22 protein-coding genes are annotated in these 24,428 nt (G+C 68.6%); 12 read left to right on the top strand and 10 right to left on the bottom strand.

Going from position 1 to position 24,428, the window contains the following annotated elements:
- The first annotated feature begins 76 nt into the window (after positions 1–76).
- The 5 genes from C996_RS0105790 (at position 77) to rlmKL (ending at position 5,371) form a co-directional block, all read left to right on the top strand.
- Positions 77–526 carry a DsrE family protein gene (locus C996_RS0105790; protein WP_018866508.1) on the top strand — a complete coding sequence of 150 codons (450 nt, stop codon included), beginning with the start codon at positions 77–79 and terminating at the stop codon, positions 524–526.
- Positions 527–808: 282 nt separating this feature from the next.
- The gene (locus C996_RS0105785; protein WP_019583198.1) at positions 809–1,255 is read left to right on the top strand and encodes a DsrE family protein; all 447 of its coding nucleotides are present in this window, start codon (positions 809–811) and stop codon (positions 1,253–1,255) included.
- Positions 1,256–1,387: 132 nt separating this feature from the next.
- The gene (locus C996_RS0105780; protein WP_018866506.1) at positions 1,388–2,293 is read left to right on the top strand and encodes an ABC transporter ATP-binding protein; all 906 of its coding nucleotides are present in this window, start codon (positions 1,388–1,390) and stop codon (positions 2,291–2,293) included.
- Positions 2,293–3,081: an ABC transporter permease gene (locus C996_RS0105775; protein WP_018866505.1), complete on the top strand. Its 789-nt coding sequence runs from the start codon at positions 2,293–2,295 to the stop codon at positions 3,079–3,081. The genes C996_RS0105780 and C996_RS0105775 overlap by 1 nt, the downstream gene beginning before the upstream one ends.
- 67 nt (positions 3,082–3,148) lie before the next feature.
- A complete protein-coding gene (rlmKL, locus tag C996_RS0105770; RefSeq protein ID WP_018866504.1) occupies positions 3,149–5,371 on the top strand; it encodes a bifunctional 23S rRNA (guanine(2069)-N(7))-methyltransferase RlmK/23S rRNA (guanine(2445)-N(2))-methyltransferase RlmL in 2,223 nt (740 codons plus the stop codon).
- A 112-nt stretch (positions 5,372–5,483) separates the two neighbouring features.
- Here the strand turns inward: rlmKL and C996_RS0105765 are convergent, their stop codons facing one another.
- Both C996_RS0105765 and C996_RS0105760 read right to left on the bottom strand, forming a co-directional pair.
- Entirely contained in the window at positions 5,484–5,810 is a 327-nt protein-coding gene (locus C996_RS0105765) for a hypothetical protein (RefSeq protein WP_018866503.1), read from the bottom strand.
- 9 nt (positions 5,811–5,819) lie between these two features.
- Entirely contained in the window at positions 5,820–7,151 is a 1,332-nt protein-coding gene (locus C996_RS0105760; protein WP_018866502.1) for a sulfite oxidase, read from the bottom strand.
- A 330-nt stretch (positions 7,152–7,481) separates the two neighbouring features.
- Between C996_RS0105760 and C996_RS0105755 the strand changes: the two genes are divergently transcribed.
- Positions 7,482–8,219, top strand: a complete 738-nt coding sequence (locus C996_RS0105755) for an FKBP-type peptidyl-prolyl cis-trans isomerase (protein ID WP_018866501.1) — start codon at positions 7,482–7,484, stop codon at positions 8,217–8,219.
- Here the strand turns inward: C996_RS0105755 and scpB are convergent.
- Genes scpB through C996_RS0105730 form a run of 5 tightly spaced genes read right to left on the bottom strand, consistent with a single transcriptional unit; the run spans position 8,216 to position 13,124 of the window.
- Entirely contained in the window at positions 8,216–8,929 is a 714-nt protein-coding gene (gene scpB, locus C996_RS0105750) for an SMC-Scp complex subunit ScpB (RefSeq protein WP_019592967.1), read from the bottom strand. The genes C996_RS0105755 and scpB overlap by 4 nt on opposite strands.
- Before the next feature lie 8 nt (positions 8,930–8,937).
- Positions 8,938–9,807, bottom strand: a complete 870-nt coding sequence (locus C996_RS0105745) for a ScpA family protein (protein WP_018866499.1) — start codon at positions 9,805–9,807, stop codon at positions 8,938–8,940.
- A gap of 9 nt (positions 9,808–9,816) precedes the next feature.
- The gene (locus C996_RS0105740) at positions 9,817–11,037 is read right to left on the bottom strand and encodes a tryptophan--tRNA ligase (RefSeq protein ID WP_018866498.1); all 1,221 of its coding nucleotides are present in this window, start codon (positions 11,035–11,037) and stop codon (positions 9,817–9,819) included.
- A gap of 54 nt (positions 11,038–11,091) precedes the next feature.
- A complete protein-coding gene (locus C996_RS0105735; RefSeq protein ID WP_018866497.1) occupies positions 11,092–12,459 on the bottom strand; it encodes a DUF945 family protein in 1,368 nt (455 codons plus the stop codon).
- A gap of 50 nt (positions 12,460–12,509) precedes the next feature.
- Positions 12,510–13,124 carry an L-threonylcarbamoyladenylate synthase gene (locus tag C996_RS0105730; RefSeq protein ID WP_018866496.1) on the bottom strand — a complete coding sequence of 205 codons (615 nt, stop codon included), beginning with the start codon at positions 13,122–13,124 and terminating at the stop codon, positions 12,510–12,512.
- Between the two features lie 166 nt (positions 13,125–13,290).
- Here C996_RS0105730 and C996_RS0105725 point away from each other — a divergent pair, with 166 nt between their 5' ends.
- Both C996_RS0105725 and C996_RS0105720 read left to right on the top strand, forming a co-directional pair.
- A complete protein-coding gene (locus tag C996_RS0105725; protein WP_018866495.1) occupies positions 13,291–13,587 on the top strand; it encodes a YciI family protein in 297 nt (98 codons plus the stop codon).
- Positions 13,587–14,444, top strand: coding sequence for a peptidylprolyl isomerase (locus C996_RS0105720; protein ID WP_018866494.1), 858 nt, complete (start codon positions 13,587–13,589; stop codon positions 14,442–14,444). Before C996_RS0105725 ends, C996_RS0105720 begins: the two co-directional genes overlap by 1 nt.
- Positions 14,445–14,462: 18 nt before the next feature.
- Here C996_RS0105720 and C996_RS0105715 read toward each other — a convergent pair whose 3' ends face one another.
- Positions 14,463–15,017, bottom strand: coding sequence for a copper chaperone PCu(A)C (locus C996_RS0105715; protein ID WP_038028427.1), 555 nt, complete (start codon positions 15,015–15,017; stop codon positions 14,463–14,465).
- 456 nt (positions 15,018–15,473) lie between these two features.
- On the opposite strand from C996_RS0105715, the gene C996_RS0105710 reads away from it, so the two are divergent.
- Positions 15,474–16,730 (top strand): efflux RND transporter periplasmic adaptor subunit, encoded by a 1,257-nt coding sequence (locus C996_RS0105710; RefSeq protein WP_018866492.1) that lies wholly within the window; start codon positions 15,474–15,476, stop codon positions 16,728–16,730.
- A complete protein-coding gene (locus tag C996_RS0105705) occupies positions 16,727–19,915 on the top strand; it encodes an efflux RND transporter permease subunit (protein ID WP_018866491.1) in 3,189 nt (1,062 codons plus the stop codon). The genes C996_RS0105710 and C996_RS0105705 overlap by 4 nt, the downstream gene beginning before the upstream one ends.
- 205 nt (positions 19,916–20,120) lie before the next feature.
- On the opposite strand, the gene C996_RS0105700 is transcribed toward C996_RS0105705, so the two are convergent.
- A complete protein-coding gene (locus C996_RS0105700; RefSeq protein WP_018866490.1) occupies positions 20,121–21,443 on the bottom strand; it encodes an MFS transporter in 1,323 nt (440 codons plus the stop codon).
- A gap of 70 nt (positions 21,444–21,513) precedes the next feature.
- The gene (locus C996_RS0105695) at positions 21,514–22,182 is read right to left on the bottom strand and encodes a TIGR02281 family clan AA aspartic protease (protein ID WP_019592968.1); all 669 of its coding nucleotides are present in this window, start codon (positions 22,180–22,182) and stop codon (positions 21,514–21,516) included.
- A 201-nt stretch (positions 22,183–22,383) separates the two neighbouring features.
- Between C996_RS0105695 and C996_RS0105690 the strand changes: the two genes are divergently transcribed.
- A complete protein-coding gene (locus tag C996_RS0105690) occupies positions 22,384–23,181 on the top strand; it encodes a hypothetical protein (RefSeq protein WP_369772450.1) in 798 nt (265 codons plus the stop codon).
- 22 nt (positions 23,182–23,203) lie between these two features.
- On the top strand, positions 23,204–24,355 hold the full coding sequence (locus tag C996_RS0105685; protein ID WP_018866487.1) for a hypothetical protein: 1,152 nt from the start codon (positions 23,204–23,206) through the stop codon (positions 24,353–24,355).
- Positions 24,356–24,428: the final 73 nt, after the last annotated feature.

Here is a 24,428-nt window from a genome sequence, read left to right as displayed (position 1 = left end):
TCAGCTGCTTGCAGCGCGACATACGCCCCGGGCGTATCGACAACGAACACACGGGAACACAAGCAGGAGCCCGATCATGAAAAAACGCTACATCCTTCCGCTGGCCCTGGCCGCTGCCGCATTCGTCCTGCCGGGCACCGCCCTGGCCAACGACAACGGCTACTCCGAACAGAAAGTGGTCTACCACGTAAACCACGACAACGAACAGCGTCAGATCGGCGCGATGCGCAACATCCAGAACCACATCAACGCCGTTGGCGCCGACCGCATGAGCATCAAGGTAGTGATGCATGGAAACGGGCTCAGCCTGCTGCAGCACGCCAAGTCGAACGAAGACCTGAAGGCCTTCGTCGACCAGCTGAAGATGCAGGACGTGGACTTCCAGGTGTGCAACAACACCGTGGTCGGCCGGAACATCGATATCGCCAATGATCTCTACGACGCCTCCGCGGACGACATCATCCCGAGCGGCGTGGCCCACCTGTCGCATCTGCAGCAGCAGGGCTACACCTACGTGCGCCCGTAGGCGTTTCAGGCAAGTTCCCCCCGCGGCGGCCGCCATCTCCCGGTCGTCGCTTCGGGCCCGGGCCTTCCCGGGCCCTTTTCTTTGCTCCCATCCGAACCGAAGAACACCCCTTCAAGCCCGCCCGGACGGGAATAGGCGCATGCCCGGTGCGTCTTATAAACAGCCGCCGACCGCCTTCCCAGTGAAGCCCCCGGTCGCGGCGCGCCAACCCCGGCGCAAGGCCCCGTGGCGTACCCAAGACCCGCCCGGGTTCGTGATTGTTTCAGGAGAGGAGCCTGTGCAATGAACGCAATGAAACTGATCCTTCCCGCCTTGCTCGCGATGGTGCTGAGCCTCCCCGGCCTGGCCGCCGCGGGCGACTTCGACTATGGCTATCACAAGGTCGTCTACCACGTGAACTACGATGACGAACGGCGCTACATGGCGGCGATGGGCAACATCCAGAACCACATCAACGCGGTCGGCGCCGAGAACATGGACATCAAGGTCGTCATGCATGGCGATGGCCTCGGCCTGCTCCAGACCGCGATGACCAACGAGAACCTGCGCGGGCGCATCGAGAACCTGAAGATGCAGGACGTGGAGTTCCAGGTCTGCGCGAACACCCTGCGCGGGCGCAACATCGCACTGGACGAGCTGTTCGATGCCTCCGAGGACGACGTGATCCCCAGCGGCGTGGCCCATATTTCCTGGCTGCAGCACCAGGGTTATACCTACAGCCGTCCGTAACGCCGGCAGCGGTATCAGAACGACCGGCCCGGATCGAACGATCCGGGCCTTTTTCATGGCGCGGCACCGGGACATTGGGGGCAGGCACCCGAACCGGTATGGTATGCGCACCCCTTCGCCGCGAGTCCCGCCATGTCCGCGATCCGTATCGACCAGCTCCGCAAGACCTACGACGGCATCCACGTGGTCGACGGCGTGGATCTGGAGATCGCTCCGGGCGAATTCTTCGGGCTGCTGGGCCCCAATGGGGCCGGCAAGACCACCACCCTGCGCATGCTGCTCGGCATGACCCCGATCGACGGTGGCCGGGTCGAGGTCCTGGGCCTGCCGATGCCCGAGGGCGAACGCGCCGTGCGCGAACGACTGGGCATCGTGCCGCAGTTCGACACCCTCGACCCCGACTTCACCGTGATCGAGAACATGCGCACCTACGCTGCCTACTTCGGCCTGGCCGGACCAACGGTGGAGGCGCGCATTGACCGGCTGCTGGAGCAGGTCAACCTGAACGACAAGCGCGGCGCGCGTATCGACGCCCTGTCCGGCGGCATGAAGCGACGCCTGACCCTGGCACGCGCCCTGATCAACGAGCCGGAGGTGGTCGTCCTGGACGAACCCACCACCGGGCTGGACCCGCAGGCCCGCCATCACCTGTGGCGCCAGCTGCGGGCGCTGCGCGCCTCCGGGGTCACGTTGGTGCTGACCACGCACTACATGGAGGAGGCCCAGGAGCTGTGCGATCGCATCGCGATCATCGACCACGGCCGCATCATCGCCTGTGACGCCCCCAGCCGTCTGATCGCCGAGCACATCGAACCCTGGGTGCTGACCGTCGGCGGGGCCGGGGCCGGCGATGTGCTGCAGCGCGAACTGGGGGCGAAGGACCGCGCCCACCAGGTGGCCGATACCTGGCTGGTCTACACGACCGAGCCGGACCGCCTGCGCGAACGCCTGCGCGCGCTCGGCCACGAGCCCACCCTGCGCGAGGCCGACCTGGAAGACGTCTTTCTGAAACTCACCGGACACGAGCTGCGCGACTGATGGCCCATCCCGCGATGCCCCTGCTGCCCCGTCCCAGCCTGCGCTTCGTCGCCGTCTGGCGGCGCAATGCGCTGGTCTGGCGCAAGCTGATCGTGCCGTCGATGCTCGGCAACTTCGGCGAGCCGATCCTGTACCTGCTGGCGTTTGGCTACGGTTTCGGCAGCCTGGTCGGCGACCTCGACGGCATGAGTTACATGGTGTTCATCGCCTCCGGCATCATCTGCTCCTCCGCGATGTTCACCGCCAGCTTCGAGGGCATGTATTCCGCCTACACCCGCATGGCGGAGCAGAACACCTGGCTGGGCATGCTCGCCACGCCGCTCACGCTCGACGACATCGTCTTCGCCGAGGCCGTCTGGGCGGCGACCAAGGGCCTGGTCAGCGCCATCACCATCCTGGTCGTCGCCAGCCTGCTGGGGCTGGTCAGCGATGCCCGCGCACTGCTCGCGCTGCCGGTGATCTTCCTGGCCGCATTCACCTTCGGCGCGCTGGCGCTGGTGATCACCGCGCTGGCGCGCAGCTACGACTTCTTCCTCTACTACTTCACTCTGGCGGTAACCCCCATGCTCCTGCTCTCCGGTGTGTTCTTCCCGCTCACCGAGCTGCCCGGCTGGGTGCAGGGCCTGGCGCTGGCCCTGCCGCTGGCGCATGTGCTCGAGATCGTCCGCCCGCTGATGACCGGCGCCTGGCCGGACGCCTGGCTGCCGCATCTGACGGTGATCGCCGCCTACGGCGGCGGCGCCATCGTCCTCGCGACCTTCCTGATCCGCCGCCGCCTGCTGCGCTGAGGGGCCGAACGCGCCGCCGGGTGTGCCAGAATAAGCGGCCTTCCCGCCCTGCCTGTCCGAGCCCGCAATGACCGACACCCCTGCCGACGACACGATCCTGCCCTACGACCCGGCGGCCACAACCCGCACGTATCTCGCAACCGCCGCCGGCGGGCTGGCCCCGCTGGTCGCGCGGGAGCTGGAGGGCTTCGGCGCGACGGACCTGCGCGAGGACCGCGCCGGCATCCACTTCCGGGCGGACCTTGCCACGCTGTACCGCTGCCTGCTCGGCAGCCGGGTGGCCAGCCGCATCCTGCTGCCCCTGGCCCGTTTCGACGAACCCGACGGCGATGCCTGCCACGCCGCCAGCCGGGCCCTGGATTGGCCCGCCCTGTTCGGTCTCGAGGCCACCTTCGCGGTGGACGTGACGGGCAAGAGTTCGCACGTCCGGCATACCCATTTCGCCGGGGTGCGGGTGAAGGACGGCATCGCCGACGCCTTTCGCGCCGCCACCGGCGAACGCCCCGACGTGGACGCGGCCGACCCGGACGTACGCGTACTGCTGCAACTGCAGGGTCGGCAGGCGCAGCTGAGCCTGGACATCGGTAACGGGGGCCTGCACCGGCGCGGCTATCGCGGCGCGGGCGGCCAGGCCCCGCTGCGCGAGAACCTGGCCGCCGCGCTGCTGATTCGCGCCGGCTGGCCGGAGCACCTGGAGGCCCATCCGGACGCGCCGTTCCTCGACCCGTTCTGCGGCAGCGGGACGCTGGTGATCGAAGCGGCGCTGATGGCGACCCGTACCGCACCGGGGCTGCTGCGCGCGGGATTCCGGGCCCGGGGCTGGTCCGGCCATGATGCGGAGCTCTGGGACCGCTGCCTGGCCGAGGCTCGCGATACCGTGCGCCCCTGGCAGGGCCCGCCCCTGCTGGGCAGCGACCGCGACCGGGGCGCTGTGGCCGCCGCCCGCAAGGCGGCCCGGGCCGCGAGTGTGGACGACTGCACGCGCTTCGATCAGGCCGATGCCCTGACCCTGGAGCCCCCGGCCGATCACGGCATGCTGGTGAGCAACCCGCCTTACGGCGAACGCATCGGCAACACACCGGAGCTGATCAAGCTCTACAGCCTGCTGGGCGAGCGCCTGCGCAGCGCGTTTGGCGGCTGGCATGCCGCCCTGCTGGTCGCGGACACCACCGACTCGCAGCGCCTGGGTCTGCGCGCCAGCCACAAGCACCGCTTCTACAACGGCACCCTCGCCTGCCACCTGCTCCAGTTCGAGATCCATCGGCGCGAGGAACCGCCGGCTGACCCGGCGCCGGACTTCGCCAACCGGCTGCAGAAGAACCTGCGTCACCTGACCCGCTGGGCGCGGCGCCAGGGCATCACCTGCTACCGCATCTACGATTCCGACCTGGCCGAATATCCCCTGCAGATTGACCGCTACGAGGCGGAAGACGGGACGCTGCATCTGCATGTGCAGGAGTTCGCCGCCCCCGCCAGCGTCGAGCCCGCCCGAGCCGAGGCCCGCCTGCGCGGCGCACTGGCCGCCACCCTGGAGGTCACCGGCGTCGAACCCGCACACCTGCACTACAAGCAACGCCGGACCCAGAAGGGGCGCTCGCAGTACCAGCGCGCCGAGGCCGCCGAGGCCGCGCCCTTCACGGTGGTCGAACACGGCTGCCGCCTGCGGGTGGACCTGGATGCCTACCTGGATTCCGGGCTGTTCCTGGACCACCGCCCGATGCGCCTGCGACTGCAGCAGGAATGCCGCGACCTGCGCCTGCTGAACCTGTTCTGCTACACCGCCGCGGTCAGCGTGCATGCCGCGGTGGGGGGCGCACGCCAGACCGTGTCCGTGGACCTGTCCAATACCTACCTGGAATGGGCCGAGGCGAACTTCCGCGCCAATGGCCTGGAGGCCGAGATCCGCGATGGCCGCAGCCGTCGCCTTCCGGGCACCCACACGCTACTGCGCGAGGACGTGGTGCGCTGGCTGGAGGGCGCCACCGACATGCCCGGCATGGTCTTCGAGCGGATCTTTCTGGACCCGCCCACCTTCTCCAACTCCAAGCGCACCGAGGATGACTTCGAGGTCCAGCGTGATCATGTGCCGCTGATCCTTGCGGCGGCGCGCCTGCTCACCCCGGATGGCGTGCTGTACTTCTCTACCAACCGTCGCCGCTTCGAGCTGGACCACGCGGCGCTGACCGGGCTCGTTGCCCGCGACATCACCCGCGAGACCCTGGACGAGGATTTCCGCCGTCCGCCGCCTCCCCATCGCTGCTGGGCAATCACACCCGCCAACGCCGGATAGCCGGATCCCCGAGGCGCTTCCGCCGACCCGCGCGACGCCCTGCCAACATGCAGTGAGGCCACAAAAAAACGCCCCGGACCAGCCGGGGCGTTTCGTCATCACCGTGTCAGGATCAACTCGGTGGGTAGTAGGTTTCCAGGTAGTCCAGGATCTCTTCCTCCACTTCGGGAGAAAACTCCCAGAGCCCCTGGGTGTCCTGCATCCAGCGGATCTGTTCCAGCCAGATCTTGCGGGTGTACCCGCGGCTCGTGAACAACCGGGCCGAGTGGCAGACCGTGCAATTATTCTTGACGGTATCGAACCCCGGGGCCTTGAGCAGGCCGGTTTCCGGATCGGTCTCGTACTCCTCGGCGGCCTCGACGTGGTCGCCCGCGATCGCGGGCGCCACCCAGAGGAGGCCGAGGATGGCCGGCAACAACAGGACCATCTTCGACTTCATTAGTGCTCCTTACGCTTTGACTCGGACATCGATGTGGTGGGCCTTGTTGTTGCCGTAACCGCGCGGGTTCCAGCCCGGCAGCACCATCGGCTGACGGTCGCCCTTGCTGTTGGTGGCCACGGCCCACACCTGATAGAAACCCTGCTCGGGGAACTCGATGTCTGCCTCCCAGGTTTGCCAGGCAAACTTGTTGACCGGCCGCTTCAGGTCGGCCTTCTGCCAGGTCACCCCGTAGTCGGTCGACACGTGGAGCTCCTCGACATCGCCGTAGCCATCCCACGCCTTGCCCTCGACCTTCAGCGTGCTGCCAGCGGAGGTCTCGACGCCGGTCTGCGGATACGTGATCAGCGACTTCACCGGCATTTCCTCGAGGACGACCATGTCCTCGTTCGGCACGTCAGCACCCGGCTCCACCGGATGACGCGGCACGCGGTAGCTGTGGCCGGTCATGCCCTGACCATCATGCTCGCGGTCGCGCACCAGGATCTCGGTCAGCCACTTGCCGCTGGCGGAACCCGGGAAGCCAGGCGTAATCAGGCGCAGCGGGTAGCCGTGCTGTTCCGGGATGTCCTCGCCATTCATCGCCCAGACGATCAGGGTCTCGTCCTCCAGGGCCTTGCGCATCGGGCAGCCACGGGACAGGGCGTCCAGGTCGTCGCGACCGCTGAGGTGGGCATCGCCCGCCTTGTAACCGATGTACACGGCCTTGTCCGCGTCGTAGCCGACGTCTTCCAGCACGTCGCGCAGGCGCACACCGGTCCAGGTCGGGCAGCCGACCGCACCCAGATCCCACTGGTTACCGCGCGGAGACGGCGAGAATGCGGCACGGCCATTGCCGCCACACTCGATCCAGATCTGCAGGGTGTGGTGCTCGAACTTCTCCTTGAGGTCGGCGATCGTGTAGGACTTCTCCTGATTTGCCGCCTCACCGTGCACGGTGAGTGTCCAGGCCGCGGCATCGATGCCGGCCTTTTCCGGCGGGACACCGTTGTTGCGGATGAACATGTTGGGGAACGGGGTGACCTCGTCGTGCAGGAGGTGCGGCGGCAGCTCGCCGTTGATCGGGCGATCATTCAGCCAGATGAACCCGTCCACCTTGCCGTCCACGTGGAAGCCCTCGATGCCGGCGGCGACGGCGCTCGACAGGGTGCTGCGGTTGAACATGGTCTGCATGGCGGTTTCCGCCCCCATGCCGAACACGGCCAGGGCGGCGCCGCCCTTGCCCAGTTTGCCCAGGAAGCTACGACGGGCCGCGCCCGTCTCGGTCAGCTCCCCGGTTTCCTTGATCGCTTCTTCGGATTTGTTTTCCAGCTCGGTATGGTCATTCTTGTGGTCTGTCATTTGCCAGCCTCCGGCTTGTACTTCGGATCGAAATCGCATGTGCTGCCCCTCTCTCCCTGGGACAGCCGAGTGCAGTTTTAGTACATCCTCTAAAAACCTGCAATAAAAGATCGGGATTTTTTACGGATTCCAGAATGCCTCCTCTAACACCTGTATTCGGGGCTCGGAATACGGTGTAGAATACCGACCACAACGACACTGCAAGTGACTGACAATAAAGAATGATCACAAATTTTTAATATTAGCGGAATCTACATAATGAAGAACCGAATTCATCAGTTCGTATATACCCCTATTGTTATATTTTCGGCTGCGCTGGTTGCGGCCCTGATGGTCACGGGAACCGCCGGTGCGGAATCCGAGCCCTCCATCGAAATTCACGAGGTGGAACGCGGGGAGGGTCCCGAAATCGTTCGCCACGACACGGCGATCCTGCATTACACCGGGACCCTGGAAGACGACGGCAGCGTGTTCGACTCCAGTCGCGAGTCCGGTACACCGTTCGCGCTGACCTTGGGCCGGGGCCAGGTCATCCCCGGCTTCGAACAGGGGGTGATGGGCATGCGCGAGGGTGGCAAGCGCGAGATCGTGATCCCGCCGGAGCTTGGCTACGGCGAACGCGGCGCGGGCAACATCATCCCGTCCAACGCCACGCTGCGCTTCGAGGTCGAGGTGCTGGAGGTCGAGCGGGCGCCCTTCAGTGGCCTGGACAACGAGGGACTGGCGGAGAAGATCGAGGAAGGCGCGACAATCGTCGACATCCGCCGGCCGGACGAGTGGGCGGAGACCGGCGTGATCGAGGGCAGCCATCGCATTACCGCTTTCGATGAGAACGGCGACCTGCATCCGGAGTTCGGGCAACGCTTCACCGACCTGGTGGACCCGGACGAAGAGGTCGTGCTGATCTGCCGCGTGGGCAACCGGACCAGCGCCCTCGCCCGCGCGCTGGCGGACGGTCTCGGCTACGACAACCTCTACAACGTGACCGACGGCATCATGGAGTGGTTGGCCGAGAACCGTCTGGTGCAGCACGACTGCCCCGAGGCGGCCGAAACGGCCCAGTGCTAACTATGGGCTGAGCCGGACCGGGAGTCCGGTTCCGGCTCGGCGTCTGCGACGTCGAAATCCAGCCGCTGGTTCGTGCCCGGGCCAGTGTCTTCTTCCGCTTCCGGCGGTGCCAGGCTCAGCCCCGCGTCCGACGCCACGTCGGCCAGATCGCGGATCTGGTCCAGCGGCGGCAGCTCCTCCAGGCGCTTGAGCCCCAGGTCGTCCAGAAAGCCGCGCGTGGTCGCATACAGCGCGGGCCGTCCGGGGACCTCCTTGTGCCCCACCACGCGCACCCATTCGCGCTCCTGCAGCGTGCGCATGATGCCCGAGCTGACCGCCACGCCGCGCACGGCCTCGATCTCCGCGCGCGTGACCGGCTGGCGGTAGGCGATGATCGCCAGCGTCTCCAGCAGCGCCCGCGACAGGCGCGCCGGGCGTTCGGGCTGAGCCGCCTGTACGGTGGCGGAGAAACGCGAGCGCACGCGGAAGCGATAGCCCCCGGCGGACCGAACCAGTTCAATGGCGCGGTCCCGGTAGCGCTCCTCAAGACGGCCCAGCGCCTGTTCAAGCAACGCCTGATCGATCTCGCCGAGGTCCTCACAGGCCGCCTTCAGGTCGCGGGGGGCGACGGGCTCGGCGGCCGCGAACAGTACCGCCTCCACCGCCAGCTCGACGGCCCGCAGCTGATCGTCATCCGCGGCCGCCACGGGTGCGTGGATCGTTGAATCCATCGTGTCGCTCACGCCGGCTCTCCCCCCTCATCGTCTACGGCCGCCCCGCGCCGGCGCAGCCGGATCGGGCTGTAGGGCTCGCTCTGGCCCCATTCGACCAGGCCCGCCTTGGTCAGCTCCAGCACCGCCAGAAACGATACCACCACGCCCTGGCGCCCCTCGGCAGCCAGCAGCAGGGCCACGAAATCCGTGAAGCGCTCGGGGTGCAGGCTGTCGAGGATGCTGGACATACGCTCGCGCACGGACAACTGCTCGGTGGAGATATGGTGATGCGCCATCAGACTGGCGCGGTGCATCACCGCGGCCAGGGCCTCCATCAGCTCGTCCATGCTCGGGGCCGGGGGCGGCGGGCCCTCCAGTGCCTCGACGCTGGCGCCCGCGGCGAACACGTCACGGTCCATGCGCGGCAGGGCATCCAGGCGCTCGGCCGCGGTCTTGAACTGTTCGTACTCCTGCAACTGACGGATCAGGGCCATGCGCGGGTCGGCGTCCTCGTCCGCCTCGGCCTCCTGCGGCCGCGGCAGCAGCATGCGCGACTTGATCTCGGCCAGCAGCGCGGCCATCACCAGGTATTCGCCGGCCAGCTCCAGGCGCAGGGCCCGCATCACCTCGATGTAGGCCATGTACTGGCGGGTGATCTCGGCGATGGGGATCGCCAGGATGTCGAGGTTCTGCCGCCGGATCAGGTACAGCAGCAGGTCCAGCGGCCCCTCGAAGGAGTCGAGAAAGACCTCCAGGGCATCGGGCGGGATGTAGAGATCGGCCGGCAGCTCGGCCACCGGCTCGCCATGCACGCGATAAAGCACCTCCCCGTCCGCGCCCGTCTCGACCGTCGCGGGGCGCTCGAGGTCACCGTTCGCTTCAGCGTGCGGATCCATGCCCCGGGCTCATCGCAGGTAGTCCAGCCCCATGGCCCGGCGCACCTCTTCCAGGGTCTCGCGCGCCTCCTCGCGGGCCGCCTCGGAGCCCTCGACGATGATGGACCGCACCAGCGCGGGGTCCTCGGCGTATTCCTTCGCGCGCTGCTGGATCGGCTCCAGCTCCGCCTGCACCGCCTCGATCAGGGGCCGCTTGCAGTCCAGACAGCCGATACCGGCCGTGGTGCAGCCGGTGTAGAGTTCCTCACGCTGACTCTCGCTGGTGTAGACCTTGTGCAGATCCCACACCGGGCACTTGGCCGGATCGCCGGGGTCCGTGCGCCGCACCCGCGCAGGGTCGGTGGGCATGGTGCGAATCAGGCTCTCCACCTCGGCCGGCTCGGCACGCAGGCTGATGGTGTTGCCGTAGCTCTTGGACATCTTGCGCCCGTCCAGCCCCGGCATCTTCGAGGCCGGGGTCAGACGCGCCTGCGGTTCCGGCAGGATAATCTTGCCGCCCCCCTCGAGGTAGCCGAACAGGCGCTCACGGTCCCCCAGCGAGATGTTCTGCTGCGACTCGAGCATCGCCCGCGCCACCTCCAGGGCCTCGTCCTCGCCCTGCTCCTGGTAGCGCTTGCGCAGGTCGCGGTAACGCTTGGCGGCCTTCTTGCCCATCTTGTCGGCAGCGGCCTCCGCCTTCTCCGCGAAGCCCGGCTCGCGGCCGTAGAGGTGGTTGAAGCGCCGCGCGATCTCGCGCGTGACTTCCAGGTGCGATACCTGGTCCTCGCCCACCGGGACCATGCCGGCGCGGTAGGCCAGCACGTCCGCGCTTTGCAGCACCGGGTAGCCGAGGAAGCCGTAGGTCGCCAGATCCTTCTCGCGCAGTTGTTCCTGCTGGTCTTTCCAGGTCGGTACCCGTTCCAGCCAGCCCAGCGGCGTGATCATCGACAGCAGCAGATGCAGCTCGGCATGCTCGGGCACGCGCGACTGCACGAACAGTGTCGCGGACCCGGGGCTCACACCCGCCGCCAGCCAGTCGATGACCATCTCGGTCACATGCTGCTGCAGGTCACCGGGGTCCTCGTAGTGGGTGGTCAGCGCATGCCAGTCGGCGACGAAGAAGAAGCACTCGTAGTTGTGCTGCAACTCGATCCAGTTCTTCAGCACACCGTGATAATGGCCCAGATGCAGGCGCCCGGTGGGGCGCATGCCGGAGAGCACACGCTGGTTGCTACCCTGATTGCTGCTCACGGAATCAATCCCTTCCTGTCAGGAAACGGGCGCATCCACGCCCGGTCAGTCGTCTCAGAACATGCCGCCGGAAAAGGCGAACAGCATCGCCAGCAGCATGGCCGTGCGATCCACGTCGTTGATATGCACCCGGCCGTCCGCCATGGCCAGCGTACTGTGCCAGTACCCGGCCTCGGCATCGCGGCGGAGCCAGCCGTCGGCCGCCAGCGCGTGCAGCTGTGCATCCAGGTCGATATCGGGATAGGCGGCGTCGAATTCGGCCACCCATTCCAGCCCGAGTCGCAGTTCGCTGTCCAGCCGCAGCGTCTCCAGCGGACGGGTAGCGAAGGTCTGTTGCGTGCCGTACAGCCCCAGTTCGGTGTCCAGCGCGACCTGACGCGCCGGCTCCTCGTTCAGCGATGCCTTGAGCTCGACCACCGGGCGGTGCTCGATCATCCCGCCGACGGCGTCGATCATCGCCGCGCCGATCAGGGCAGTGCGCTGCTCGCCCTTGATGCCACGCGCCTCGATCGATTCCAGTTCGCCGAGCAACTGCAGCAGGCTGGGACGATCCCAGCGCAGGATGCCCGCCTGCAGGTCCAGGGCGCTCAGCGTCAGCGCATCCCCGGCGCCATCGTCCATGCGCGCCTGCTCGACCTGCAGGCGCAGGCGCGAGTCCATGCGGTCGTTGTTGGTCTGCTGGAAGGCATCCAGACGCGGGCGCTCGATCCGCAGCCGACTCGCCTCGCCCTCGCGCAGCTCCACCACGGACGCCGCCAGGCCGCCCTCGTAGTCCGGCAGGCGCCCGAAGACCTCGTCGGCGTCGGCCTCGAACACCGTGGCATAGCGGGCGTCCTGCGCCTCCCAGACGAAGGTGTCGTCCGACAGCCTCAGCTCCGGCAGATCCAGGCTCACCAGGATCTGCTCGGCCGACCAGGCGAACCGACCCTGGCCGGCCGCCAGATCCAGCCACAGCGGGCCACCCACCGTGGCGGCATGCTCGGCCACCTCGGGCACGCTCATCAGGTCCATGCGCAGGTCGTCGAACGCAACGCGGGTCGTCACGCCACCGCCGATCCCCGAGCGCGAATGCACCTGCAGATCCAGCGAGCGCAGCAGATGGCCGAGCAGGGAATCGTCCGGCGCTGCCAGGGTATCGAGATCCACGAACGAATCGCCGCGCGCCCCGAGCAGACCGTGACGGATATCGTGCACCAGCGGGATCTCGAAGCGCCCGTCGGGGTCTTCCAGGATCAGCTGGCTGCGGCCGCTGGCGCCCAGGTAGCCGCGTTCGTATTCAAGCATCTCGTGGCGCAACTGCACCTCGCCCAGCTGGGCCTCGTGCGTTCCGGCAACGGTACCCTCCACCTGCTTGCCGACCACGACCGGCCACACAGCGGCCACCGCCAGCACGACCACGGCCAGAACCACCCACTTACGCATTGCGCCTCCCTGCGGCCGTGCCGCGCCGTAGCCTCGGTATGCGGCCGGGGCTATTCATCCAGAAATCCCACATCGCCCATCCCGTGACGGATCACCTCGGGGGCATCACCGGTCAGGTCCAGCACACTGGTCGCCTCCAGGGTCCCGGCCCCGCCATCGACCACCAGATCCACCACCTTGCCCAGGCGATCCTCGATCTCCCAGGGTTCGCTCAGCGGGTTCTCGTCCCCGGGGAGCTGCAGGGTCGCCGACATCAGCGGTGATCCGAGCTCCGCCAGCAACGCCGACAGGATCGGACTAGCCGGCACACGCAGCCCGATGGTGCGCCGCTTGGGGTGCTGCAGACGCCGCGGCACCTCGCGGGTGGCAGGCAGGATAAAGGTGTAGGGCCCCGGCGTTAGCGCCTTCATCAGGCGAAACGCGCTGTTGTCCACCTTCGCGTACACGCCCAGCTCGGAGAGATCGCGACACAGCAGGGTCAGATGATGGGTCTCGTCCACCTGGCGGATACGGCGGATCCGGTCCGCCCCGGTCTTGTCCCCCGGCAGGCAGGCCAGGGCATAGCAGGCATCCGTCGGCAGGGCGATCACGGCCCCGTCCTGGAGCCGGTCCAGGACCTGCCGGATCAGCCGGGGCTGGGGGTTTTCGGGGTGGATCGAGATCATGGATCGATTCGACGCGGGGATCGGCTGCGCAGTGTAGCGCATCCGCCGCCACGCCCATAAGAACGCGCACGGGCCGCCCGCGCGGAAAGGGGAAAACTGCGAACCCGGAGCGCGAGGCGCGGCCAGTGATCGGTTACGATGCACCCAAAATCAAGGAGAACACCCCATGCTGTACATGATCCAGGGCCAGGACGCCCCCGACTCGCTGGATGCCCGCCTCGCCGCGCGGCCCGAACACGTCGCCCGGCTGCAGGCCCTGCGCGACGACGGCCGGCTGGTCCTGGCCGGCCCGTTTCCCGCCATCGACAGCAACGACCCCGGCCCGGCCGGCTTCACCGGCAGCCTGATCGTCGCGGAATTCCCGTCCCTGGAAGCCGCCCGCACGTGGGCCGACGCCGATCCCTACGTCGCGGCCGGCGTGTACACCGCGGTCGACGTACGCCCCTTCAAGCAGGTGTTCTGATGCGACTTCGTCCCCTTGCCACCACGCTCGCCACCCTGGCCTTCGCCGGTGTGCTGGTCGCCTGCGACGCACAGGAGGCGCCCGCACCGGATGCCGAAACGGACGCGATCACCACCGATACCGACGACGTCGACACCGTCGCCCTCGTCAACGGCGAGCCCATCACCCGGGCCGACCTGTTTACCTACTCCGGCATGGACGAGGACCCGGGCCTGGCCGAGGGTGATGGCACGCTGGAAGAGCTGATCAGCCTGGAGCTGTTGCGCCAGGAGGCGGTCAACCGCGGCCTGGATACCGATGCCGAGACCCGGCGGATCCTGCGCATGGTGGAGACCAACCTGCTGGCCTCGCTTTTGATGGAACGCATCACCGCAGAGCTGGAGATCACCCGCGACGACCTCGAGGCGGAGTACGAACGCCAGGTTGAGCAGATGCGCGGCACCGAGTACCGCGCCCGCCATATCCTGGTCGAAGAGGAACAGCAGGCCCGCGAACTCCTCGCGGAGCTGGACGACGGCGCGGACTTCGGCGAACTGGCCGAGGCCCATTCCATCGACCCCGGCTCGGCCGCCCGCGGCGGCGAGCTGGGCTGGTTCTCTCCGGAGCAGATGGTCCCCGCGTTCAGCGACGCCACCGTGGCCCTGGAGCCGGGTGAAACCACCGCGGAGCCGGTCGAAAGCCGCTTTGGCTGGCACCTCATCCGTCTGGAGGAGACCCGCGAAATCGAGGTGCCGGAACTGAATGCCGTGCGCGCCGAACTGGTCGAGATCCTCGAAAGCCGCGCCATCCAGGAATTCCTGGAGACGCTGCGCGCGGATGCCGACATCCAGATCCCGAACCGGCCCGCCAATCAGTAGTCGGGCAAGCCCCGGGCCTCAGTGCCCGTGGTGTCCGCCTTCGGCACCCATGCCAGGGGCGTCACCCTCCATCATGTGGCCACCCGAATGGCCGCCACTGGCACCCTCGCCACGCTGTACGCGGGCATGGATCTCCATGGTCTCGCCATCCGCGAACTCCAGGGTCACCGGGATCCAGTCGCCGGCCGTCAGCGGCTCGTGCAGCCCGATGAACATCAGGTGCAGGCCACCGGGCTCCAGCACCAGGGTCTCGCCCGCCGGGAGGTCCAGCCCCTCGACCTGGCGCATGCGCATCACCCCGTCCACGTGGGCATGCTCGTGCAGTTCCACCACCTCGGAGATCGGCGCCTGCGCGGCGACGATCCGGAGGTCCTGTTCGCCATGGTTGCGCAGGACGAAGTAGCCGCCGGTCATGTCACCCGGCATCAGCCGAATCCAGGGCGTCCCCTCCATCTCGAGGCCCGCCCGGCACTCGCAGACCTCGGGCGCGTCGGCCAGCGCCGGTGCGACCGCGCCGCCCGCCAGAAGGGTGGTCGTCAGCAACACTGCCGGAAACAGCCTGGATCCTTTCATGACCTTTCACCTCATTTAAGCAAAACGTAATATTGACACACAAGGGAAACACTGATGAATGTGCACGCTCGCGTTGGCACCCCAGGTTTTCCGAGACAAGGCGCGTCGTGCAGCGGGTAGTGGTTCTACCTGCTAGCGGCGCAACGCAGGATCGGGGAACCTGGGGCGCCAACCCCGGAGGGGCTCGGCCTCTTTTGCGTGGGAACGGCGTTGCGGCTCCCTTGTGCAGAATGACTGCACGGCAGTCACCGCGCCTTGTTCGCACGCAAAAGCGACTCGAGCGCGAGCGTGTACATTCATCAGTGTTTCCCTGGGGACCGACCGCAACCGCGGGGGTTCCCCCACAAACCGCGGTGGTACGATAACGCCCGCGAAGGGAACCTCCGGCCCGCAGGTGCCTCCAAGCGACGGGCCGCACCCGCCCCACCGAACTGCCAAGCCACAAACGAGACGTCCATGCCGCGCGCCCTCCGCCGAGCCCTTCTTCCCGTCCTGATCCTCGCCGTCGCCGTGGTGGGCTTCATGGTCCTGCGCGCGACCGGGCCCGAGGCGCCGCCGCCGGAGGCCAGCGAGCGCACCTGGCCGGTACAGGGCGTGACCGCCGAGCCCGGGACGCACCGGCCGGGGGTGATCCTCAACGGGCGCAGCCGCTCCGCCCGCGATGCCCAGCTGCGCGCCGCGGTGGAGGGCGAGATCGAAGCCGTGCCGGCGCGCGCCGGCCAGCGCGTGGCCGCCGGCGACACGCTGGTGCAGATCGACCCGCGCGAGGCCCGGCTGCTGCTGGACCAGCGCGAGGCCGAGCGCCGCGAGCTGGAGGGCGCGGTCGAAAGCGAGGAACTGCGTGCCCGCTTCGACCGCGAGGCCCTGCAGCGCGAGCGCGAACTCCTGGCGATCGCCGAACGCGGCCTGGAGCGCGCCCGCGACCTGCGCGAGCGCAACCTTGGCTCGGAATCGGATCTCGATGCCGCCCGCGAGCGGCTGCAGCAGGCCAGCATCACCGTGGACAACCGCGAGCAGGCCGTGGCCGACGCCCCGATGCGCAGGGCCCAGGCCGAGGCCCGCCTGGCACGTGCCCGCGCCGCCGAGTCCCAGGCCGAGATCGACCTGGAACGCACGACCATTCGCGCGCCCTTCGACGCACGTATCGTGGAGGTCGACGTCGCCGCGGGCGAGCGCGCCCGACCGGGAGACCCGCTGCTGCGCCTGTTCGCGGTGGATGACCTGGAGATCCGCGCCAGCCTCCCGGAACACCTGATCGCCCGGGTCGAACGCCTGCTGCAGGGGGACACACCCCTGCCCGCCCTTGCCCAGGTCGCCGGCCACACGGTCGAGACCGAACTGGTGCGCCTGGAGGGCGAGACCCGCACTGGCGATGCCGGGATGCGCGGGGTGTTCGAGGTGCGCTCCGGGGGCGAACAACTCCCGCTGAACCGTTTTGTCGAACTGCGCCTGCAACTGCCGGAGGAACCCGACAGCCTCGCGGTGCCATTCGAGTCCCTGTTCTGGCGTGACCGCGTGTTCCGAGTGGTCGACGGGCGCCTGGAGTCGCTGCAGGTCGAGCGCCTGGGCGATTTCATCGATGCGGACGGCAATACCCTCGCGCTGATCCGCAGTGACGCCATCGCCGCCGGCGACACCCTGATCGCCACGCGCCTGCCGAATGCCGTCGATGGCCTGCGGGTCGAGGTGGAACAGCAGGATTCCGGTCGATGAGCGAAGCGGAACCCGGCAACTCGCCGGCATCCGGACAGCCGATGCCCGGGGGCGGCGCGCAGGACCCTGACCGGCCCCCACGCGGGCCGATCCAGCTGTTCCTGGAACACCGCCTCGCGGCCAATCTGCTGATCGCGCTGATGCTGCTGGCCGGGGCCTTTGCCCTGACCAAGCTGAACACCCAGTTCTTCCCCAACTTCGAGCTCGATTTCATCACCGTGGAAGTACCCTGGACCGGGGCCAGCGCGGAGGATGTCGAGCGCGCCATCGTCGACCCGCTGGAGCAGGACCTGCGCACGGTGGACGGCCTGCGCAACATGACCTCCACCTCGGCACTGGGCATCGGCGTGGTGACCATGGAATTCGAGGCCGGGACCGACATGACCCTGGCGCTGGAGCAGGTCAACGACCGCGTGAACCAGCAGCGCAACCTGCCGGAAGCCGCCGAGACCCCGGTGGTCACCCGGGTGATCCGCTACGAGCCGGTGGCACGGCTGCTGCTGACCGGCCCCGACGACCCGCAGCAGCTGCGCATCCTCGCGCGCCAGTTCGAGCGCGAGCTGCTGGATACCGGGATCGCGCGCATCGAGTTCACCGGCCTGACCGAAGACGAGATGGCCATCCAGGTGCCCTCGGCCACACTCTATCGCCTGGACATGACGCTGGCGGACATCGGCGAGCAGATCCGCGCGATGGCACAGGACCTGCCAGCCGGCTCGGCGGGCCGCGACGACACCGCGCGCCAGATCCGCAGCCTGGAGCAGGCCCGCGACATCGTCAGCTTCGAACGCCTGGTCCTGCGCGGCGACGGCGAACTGGGACGCCTGACCCTGGGCGACATTGCCACCCTCGACCTGCGCCACCGCGACGGCCAGGTGCGCGCCCGCGCCAACGGCCAGCGCGCGATCGAGATGCAGCTGCTGCGCTCGGAGACCGGCGACTCACTGGAGGCCGCGCAGGTCCTGGAGGACTGGCTGGCAGAGACCCGCCCGGCCCTGCCTCCGGGTGTCGATCTGCAGGTGACCGACGCCTTCTGGGAGCTGCTCTCCGAGCGCATCACCCTGCTGCTGAAGAATGGCCTGGGCGGCCTGCTGCTGGTGCTCGGGATCCTGTTCCTCTTCCTCAACCGGCATATCGCCCTGCGCGTGGCGCTGGGCATCCCGATCGCCTTTACCGCCGCGTTCGTGGTGCTGTGGGTGGTCGGCGGCTCCATCAACATGATCTCGCTGTTCGGCTTCATCATGTCGCTGGGGATCATCGTCGACAACGCGATCGTGGTCTCCGAGCACGCCTACAGCCTGCACCAGCGCGGGCTCTCGGCCAGCCGCGCCGCGCGCGACGGCGCCCGGCGCATGGTCGGGCCGGTGATCGCCGCCTCGCTGACCACGGTGGCGGCCTTCCTGCCGCTGATGCTGATCGGCGGGATCATCGGCAACATCCTGTTCGACATCCCGCTGGTGGTGATCTGCGTGATCGTCGCCACGCTCCTGATCGCCTTCCTGATCCTGCCCGCGCACCTGAAAGGCGTGATGCACCGGCTCAAGCCGCCGCGCGCCGGCAGCCTGCGCGAGCGCTTCGACAACGGCTTCGAGACCTTCCGCAATGGCGCCTTCCGCCGCGCGGTGACCGTGTCGGTTAACCACTCGGGCACCACCCTGGCGCTGGCGGTCGGCGCGCTGATCCTCGCCATCGGTCTGGCCGCCAGCGGACGCATCGGCTTCACCTTCTTCCCGTCGCCCGAGGGCACCATCGTCAACGCCGGGGTCAACTTTGTCGCCGGCACACCGCCGGAGCGGGTCGAGGCCTTCCTGATCCACGTCGAGGAGGCCCTGGCCGAGACCGAGGAGGCCCTGGGCGGCGACCTGGTGCGCGCCTCCGTCACCCGGCTCGGCCGCGGCATCGATCCCGGAGACGGCAACGCCCCGCGCGGCGACCAGTTCGGCAACATCCAGGTGGAGCTGGTCTCTCCCGAACAGCGCGAAGTGCGTAACCGCGAGTTCATCCAGGCCTGGGAGGACCGCGTGCGCCAGGCCCCGGGCATCGAGAACTTCAGCATCGACGAACGCCAGACCGGGCCGCCCGGACGCGACCTGGAGGTGCGCCTGACCGGTGATGACCCGCACGTCCTGAAGAACGCCGCCCTGGACCTGGCGGAGATTTTCGATGACTTTGCGGGTACCTTCGCCACCAACGACGACACGCCATTCGGTCGCGAGCAACTGGTGTTCCAGGTCAAGCCGGAGGGCCGCGCCCTGGGCCTGACCACCGAATCGGTCGGCGCCCAGCTGCGCGACGCCTATGACGGCCACCTCGCCCAGCTCTACCAGGACGGGCTGGAAGAGGTGGAGGTGCGCGTGCGCCTGCCGGATGCCGAGCGCCATTCCAGCGAGAGCCTGGAGCGCCTGAATCTGCGCCTACCCAGCGGCGAGTTCGTGCCGCTGGGCAGCGTGGTGGACCTGCGCTCGCGTCAGGGCTTCGAGACCCTGCGCCATGCCGACACCCGTCTGGCGATCCAGGTCTCCACCGAGGTTGACCGCAGCGTGAACAACGCCGCGCGCATCCGTGCGGCGCTGGAAGACGGCCCGCTGGACGACCTCGCGACGCGCTACGGCATCGAATACTCGTTCGAGGGGCGCGCGGCCGACCAGGCCGAGACCTTCGCCGACATGCGCACGGGCCTGGTCCTGGCGCTGGGGCTAATGTACATCACCCTGGCCTGGGTGTTCGGGTCCTGGGGCTGGCCGTTGATCGTGATGGCGATCATCCCGTTCGGCATCCTCGGCGCCCTGCTGGGCCACTGGATCCTTAACGTGGAGCTGACCATCCTGTCGCTGTTCGGCCTGTTCGGCCTGACCGGGATCGTGGTCAACAACTCGATCATCCTGGTCAGCTTCTATCAGGGCCTGCGCGAGGCCGGCCTGGCCCTGCAGGAGGCGATCGTCGAGGCCGCCTGCCAGCGCCTGCGCGCGGTGATCCTGACCTCGGTGACCACCATCGCCGGCCTGACCCCGCTGCTGTTCGAGCGCTCGGTCCAGGCCCAGTTCCTGATCCCGATGGCCATCTCCATCGTGTTCGGCCTGGCCATCGCCACCGTGCTGGTACTGTTCGTGATCCCGGCCCTGCTGCGCCTCTACGAAGGCCGCTTCGACCGCGGCGCCACCCTTACCCACCACGCCACCGACTAACACTTGCATGTGGCCCACCGCTAAGAGGGCCAGATCAAGAGCGATCGACAGGAAGGTTCGAAGATGGGAAGGATGATTTGGGTGTGGACAGCGTGATCTGGCCAGCACCCTGACACTCCCGCACCCCTGCCACACCAGCTACGGCCAAACCCAATCCCTCTTCCTGTCTTCACATCTTCCTGTATACCGCTTTTGACCTTCACCCTCAGTGGCGGGAGCGACCGGCGAGGTGGACGGGGATGGAGGCGAGCAGCGCGGCGAGGAACAGGAACAGGCAGAACAGGATGGCGTTGGCCAGCCCCAGCCAGGCCTGCAGCAGCCCGATCCCGGCCAGCCCGAAGATCGCGGCGGCGCGCGCCGACAGGGCCCAGAACCCGAACCAGCGCCCGGCCTCGCGCACCGGCACCATCATCCCGACCAGCGCGCGCCCGGCCGACTGCGCCGACCCCAGGCACAGCCCGGCGACAATCCCCACGCCGAGGAACACGATCTGCGCCTCCACCGGCCGGCCCAGCAGTGCGCTCAGCCACTGCGCGATGGTCGTGGTGCCGAAGATCGCCAGCACCGCCAGCGCCCATAGCGCCAGGGTCAGCCGATAGATCCGCACCGGCCCGGCACGGTCCTGCAGGAAGCCGAAACCGATCGCCCCGATGATCGCGGTGACCTGGGTGATCACGAACATCGCGATGCGCACCGGCTCGTCCCACTGGATCACCTGCGAGCCGTAGATGAAGGTGAAGGAGATGATGATGTAGATCCCGGCCATCATGAAGAAGATGGACACATACAGCGCGCGCAGCTCACGGCGCTGCCCCAGCGTGACCAGCGCCGCGCGCACCCGCCGCCAGCCCAGGCCCAGCTGCAGCTGCCGGCGCATCCGCCGACGCGTGCCGCGCTCCTTCAGGAACAGGAAGGTCGGGATCGCCGAGATCAGGAAGAACACCGCGGCAAACGGCCCCACCCAGCGAATACGCTCAAAGTTATCGGCGCTGACCTCGCCCAGCAGGCCCAGGGCAAAGGCGGTGGCGATCAGCCCGCCGATATAGCCCATGCCCCAGCCCAGCCCCGAGATCCAGCCGAGCTTCTCCGGCGGCCCGAGGCTCGGCAGGAAGCTGGCGATGAAGGATTCGCCGATCGCGTAGCCGAAGTTGGAGGCGATGATCAGCGCCATGCCGAACAGCACCAGCCCCGGCTCGACGAAATACAAAAGCCCCGTCGTCACCACCGTCAGGATCCACGAGGCCATCAGGAAGCGCTTGCGCGAGGCCGTTGCATCCATCACCGCCCCGGCGAACGGGGCCGCGATCACCACCATGGCGTAGCTGATCGCCAGCGCCAGGCTCCACAGCAGGTTGCCCAGGCGATAGTCCGGGGCATCCCCGACGATGATGCGGGTGAACAGATCGCCGAAGATCACCGTGATGATCAGCAGCGTGTAGGCCTGGTTGGCGAAGTCGAACATCGCCCAGCCGAAGATCTCGCGGCGCGGGGCGGGGGCGTCCTCGGGGTGGCGCCGAATCAGCGGCATGCAGGCATCCTGGTGGGCGTGACGGCCGCCATGCTAACGCAGCTCGGGGAAACACTGATCCATGCTGCCCTCAGCGATCCCGGATCACCAGCGCGTCGCCATCGCGCTCGACCGCGAAGTGTTCGAGGAAGCTGCGCCCCAGACGCGAGCGCGGCAGGTCGCCGTCCGGCAGCACGATCGCGCTGACCCCCGCACGCCGCAGCCCCCCCACCTGGAGCTGGTCGATGCGCACCCGCTGGCCATGCCGTGTGCCGCGCTCGTCACGAAAGCGCACCGAGCGCCCCTGGTCGGGATCAATCCCGACGCGCCCGGCATCCGTGGCGCGCAGCAGCACGGAGTCGGCCTGCGGGTCGACCACCAGGGTCACCGCGGTGCCATTCAGACCGGCGGTCACGGCGTGATCCCCCCGCGAATCGCGGTGCACCCGAACCGCTCCAGCCTCCCCCGCCGAGGGATCCGGGCGTGCCGGCGCGGGCCGCGGCTGCACCCGCAGCTCGCGCTGCTCGCCGCGATACTCCACCAGGGCCATCCCGGGGCCGGTGCGCAGGACCCGCACGCCACCGGGCCCCGTATCCCCGGTCGACACCACCGCTCGCTCGTCGCCCACGGACACCACGGCACGTTCGCCGAACACCGCGTGCAGCCGAAGCTCCTCCGCGGCAACCCCCAGAGGCAGCCAGAGGGCCAGGAGCCCGACGAGCCAGAACCGGCGCCCCGTCAAAGCCCAGGCCGAAACCATTGCATGCGCTGTACGATCCATGGGCCGGTTATACCGGGTTCGGCTGAACGAAGCCCGAACGTCCGCAATGGCACCACGGACACACCACGGCCCGGGCCCGCGCGCCTGCTACCATCGGGGCATTCCCCTTCGCGTGGAGCTGCCGTGTCCCGCCAACCGTCTGACGATTCCGCCCGCCCCGGCCCGACCACCCATGTCGCGCTGCGGCATGCCTTTACCGTAACCGTACTGGTGATCGGGCTATGGCTGATGCACATGAACCTGCGGGTCCTGCCGGAGGCCGGCGTGGTGGCGCTGTGGATCGCCGTGACCCTGCTGATCGCCCATGGCGGCTTCCGCCGTCATCGGGTACGGCGCGCGGCGTTCCTGCGCGGCTACCTGGAGCCCACCAGCCAGTGGCCCCGGCGGTTGCGCGGCGGCCCGCTGATGGCCCTGCGTCACCTGGTCATCGGTGCCCTGCTGGGCGGCCTGCTGCTGATCACCCTCGCGCGCATCCCGACGCAGGAGGTCTGGGCCGCCCTCCTCGTCGCCGGCTTCGTGCTGGTATTCGGCGAGGCCCTGTTCGACCGACTGCTGCGGGGACATGCCCATCCACAGTTCGCCCCGGAGCTGGCCCGCCGCGGGGCCCTGCGCCTCACCGGGCTCCTGCTGATCGTCGCCCTGCTGATCCTGGCCCTGCAGGCGCGCTATCCCGACCTGACCGGCGCCACACTGGAACAGGCGGTGTGGTTCCTGGTGCACCACGAGGCCGCGCGCAGTCACCTGCTGGAGGCCGGGCTGCAGCTCGCCGCGGCGCAGGACGGCCTGCGCCTGTGGCTGGGACAGCAGTGGTTCCCGCAGGGCGTGGAGTCCCTGCCGGCCCTGCTCGGCTGGCTGCTGGTGCTTGCGGAACAGGCCTTCCTCGCGGCCGGGTTCCTGCTGCTGGCCAACGGCCTGCTGCCGCTGCGACCGGCAACCGACACCCTGGGCGATCCGCGCAACGCGCCCGTGATCGAGTAGTCGGGTCCGGAGCCACCGACCCATGACCACGCCGGCAGCGCACACCACCTCCAGCTCAGCCCGCGCCGGCCTGTGGCTCTGCATGACCCTGCTGGCCAGTCTCGCCCTGCTCTGGCTCGCCAGTCAGCACGAGCCGCGCAGCTGGGACGGGGACGGCGCGCTGACCCTGCAACTCGGCGAGCAGCGCTACCAGCTCGACCACCAGCGCCTCACCGCGCTCGAGCGCTACACGCTGGAGTGGCTGGAGGCCGGCGACACCGCCGCCCGCGAGCACTGGCAGACCCGCGTGGACGCGGAACTCGAGGCCCGCTTCGCCACCCTCCATGACCGTGTCCCCGAGGTCGTGGACGGGTACTACTCCCTCGGCGCGGAATACACCCGGCTGTGGCGGCGCGGCGTACAGTGGCTGGGCGACGCTGACCCGGATGCCGGGGCCCGCATGCTGCGCGAACAGCTGCTACCGGACGCCCTCTGGGACGAACCCCTGCGGGAACTCGCGACCCGCGTCGAGTGGGGACTGGACGAACAGCAGCGCCAGGTCCGCGATGCCTGGCGCCTGGAACTGATCGACCGCCTGGCGGATGCCCGTATCCCCAACCCGCCACCCCGCGCCACGGCCACCTCGGCCGCCGAGATCGAACGCGGCCACGCCCTGCATACGGCCCTGGACATCGACCTGGAGCGCTTCGATCAACGCACCGGCCTGGCCGCGACGGCCGCCGCCGGCAGCGGCCTGGCCACGCCCCTGATCGCCCGCGCCGTGCAGGCCCGTCTGGCCGCCCGCACCACCCAGGCGGGGCTGGCCCGCAGCCTGGGGCGCGCCGGACGCGCCGGGGCCCTGGGCGCCGGGGTCTGCGCCTGGAGCGGACCGTTCTCGCTGGGCTGCGGCATCACGGCGGCCGGGGCCACCATCATCGGTGTCGACTGGCTGCTGCTGCGACTCGACGAGGCCCGCCATCGCGAGGATCTGGAACAGGCCCTGCACGAGGCCCTGGACGCACTGGAGACCGAGACCCGCCAGGCGCTGCAGCAGGCAATCGCCGAGCGCGTGGAGGCCCGCCACGCGGCCAGTCGCAGCGCGGTGGAGAACACCTTCCAGCCCTGGCGCGGACCAGGACCAACGTCGGGGGTTGCGTCCGGAAATGGCCACGCCCCCTCCGGGGCCTCGCCATGACAGGAAAGTGAGCACCGTCATCGCGAGCGCCGCAGGCGCGTGGCGACCTCCGTGGACACCCCGACGCCGTCCA

Source organism: Thioalkalivibrio sp. ALE25, assembly GCF_000377285.1.
Lineage (GTDB): Bacteria > Pseudomonadota > Gammaproteobacteria > Ectothiorhodospirales > Ectothiorhodospiraceae > Thioalkalivibrio.
Note: the sequence above shows the minus strand (reverse complement) of the source record. Positions and strands in the feature narration are given on the sequence as shown.

Excerpts from the sequence above, each read along its gene's own strand:
- C996_RS0105790 (WP_018866508.1), top strand. The coding sequence starts at position 77 with ATGAAAAAACGCTACATCCTTCCGCTGGCCCTGGCCGCTGCCGCATTC.
- C996_RS0105785 (WP_019583198.1), top strand. The coding sequence starts at position 809 with ATGAACGCAATGAAACTGATCCTTCCCGCCTTGCTCGCGATGGTGCTG.
- C996_RS0105780 (WP_018866506.1), top strand. The coding sequence starts at position 1,388 with ATGTCCGCGATCCGTATCGACCAGCTCCGCAAGACCTACGACGGCATC.
- C996_RS0105775 (WP_018866505.1), top strand. The coding sequence starts at position 2,293 with ATGGCCCATCCCGCGATGCCCCTGCTGCCCCGTCCCAGCCTGCGCTTC.
- rlmKL (WP_018866504.1), top strand. The coding sequence starts at position 3,149 with ATGACCGACACCCCTGCCGACGACACGATCCTGCCCTACGACCCGGCG.
- C996_RS0105765 (WP_018866503.1), bottom strand. The coding sequence starts at position 5,810 with ATGAAGTCGAAGATGGTCCTGTTGTTGCCGGCCATCCTCGGCCTCCTC.
- C996_RS0105760 (WP_018866502.1), bottom strand. The coding sequence starts at position 7,151 with ATGACAGACCACAAGAATGACCATACCGAGCTGGAAAACAAATCCGAA.
- C996_RS0105755 (WP_018866501.1), top strand. The coding sequence starts at position 7,482 with ATGGTCACGGGAACCGCCGGTGCGGAATCCGAGCCCTCCATCGAAATT.
- scpB (WP_019592967.1), bottom strand. The coding sequence starts at position 8,929 with ATGGATTCAACGATCCACGCACCCGTGGCGGCCGCGGATGACGATCAG.
- C996_RS0105745 (WP_018866499.1), bottom strand. The coding sequence starts at position 9,807 with ATGGATCCGCACGCTGAAGCGAACGGTGACCTCGAGCGCCCCGCGACG.
- C996_RS0105735 (WP_018866497.1), bottom strand. The coding sequence starts at position 12,459 with ATGCGTAAGTGGGTGGTTCTGGCCGTGGTCGTGCTGGCGGTGGCCGCT.
- C996_RS0105730 (WP_018866496.1), bottom strand. The coding sequence starts at position 13,124 with ATGATCTCGATCCACCCCGAAAACCCCCAGCCCCGGCTGATCCGGCAG.
- C996_RS0105725 (WP_018866495.1), top strand. The coding sequence starts at position 13,291 with ATGCTGTACATGATCCAGGGCCAGGACGCCCCCGACTCGCTGGATGCC.
- C996_RS0105720 (WP_018866494.1), top strand. The coding sequence starts at position 13,587 with ATGCGACTTCGTCCCCTTGCCACCACGCTCGCCACCCTGGCCTTCGCC.
- C996_RS0105715 (WP_038028427.1), bottom strand. The coding sequence starts at position 15,017 with ATGAAAGGATCCAGGCTGTTTCCGGCAGTGTTGCTGACGACCACCCTT.
- C996_RS0105710 (WP_018866492.1), top strand. The coding sequence starts at position 15,474 with ATGCCGCGCGCCCTCCGCCGAGCCCTTCTTCCCGTCCTGATCCTCGCC.
- C996_RS0105705 (WP_018866491.1), top strand. The coding sequence starts at position 16,727 with ATGAGCGAAGCGGAACCCGGCAACTCGCCGGCATCCGGACAGCCGATG.
- C996_RS0105700 (WP_018866490.1), bottom strand. The coding sequence starts at position 21,443 with ATGCCGCTGATTCGGCGCCACCCCGAGGACGCCCCCGCCCCGCGCCGC.
- C996_RS0105695 (WP_019592968.1), bottom strand. The coding sequence starts at position 22,182 with ATGGTTTCGGCCTGGGCTTTGACGGGGCGCCGGTTCTGGCTCGTCGGG.
- C996_RS0105685 (WP_018866487.1), top strand. The coding sequence starts at position 23,204 with ATGACCACGCCGGCAGCGCACACCACCTCCAGCTCAGCCCGCGCCGGC.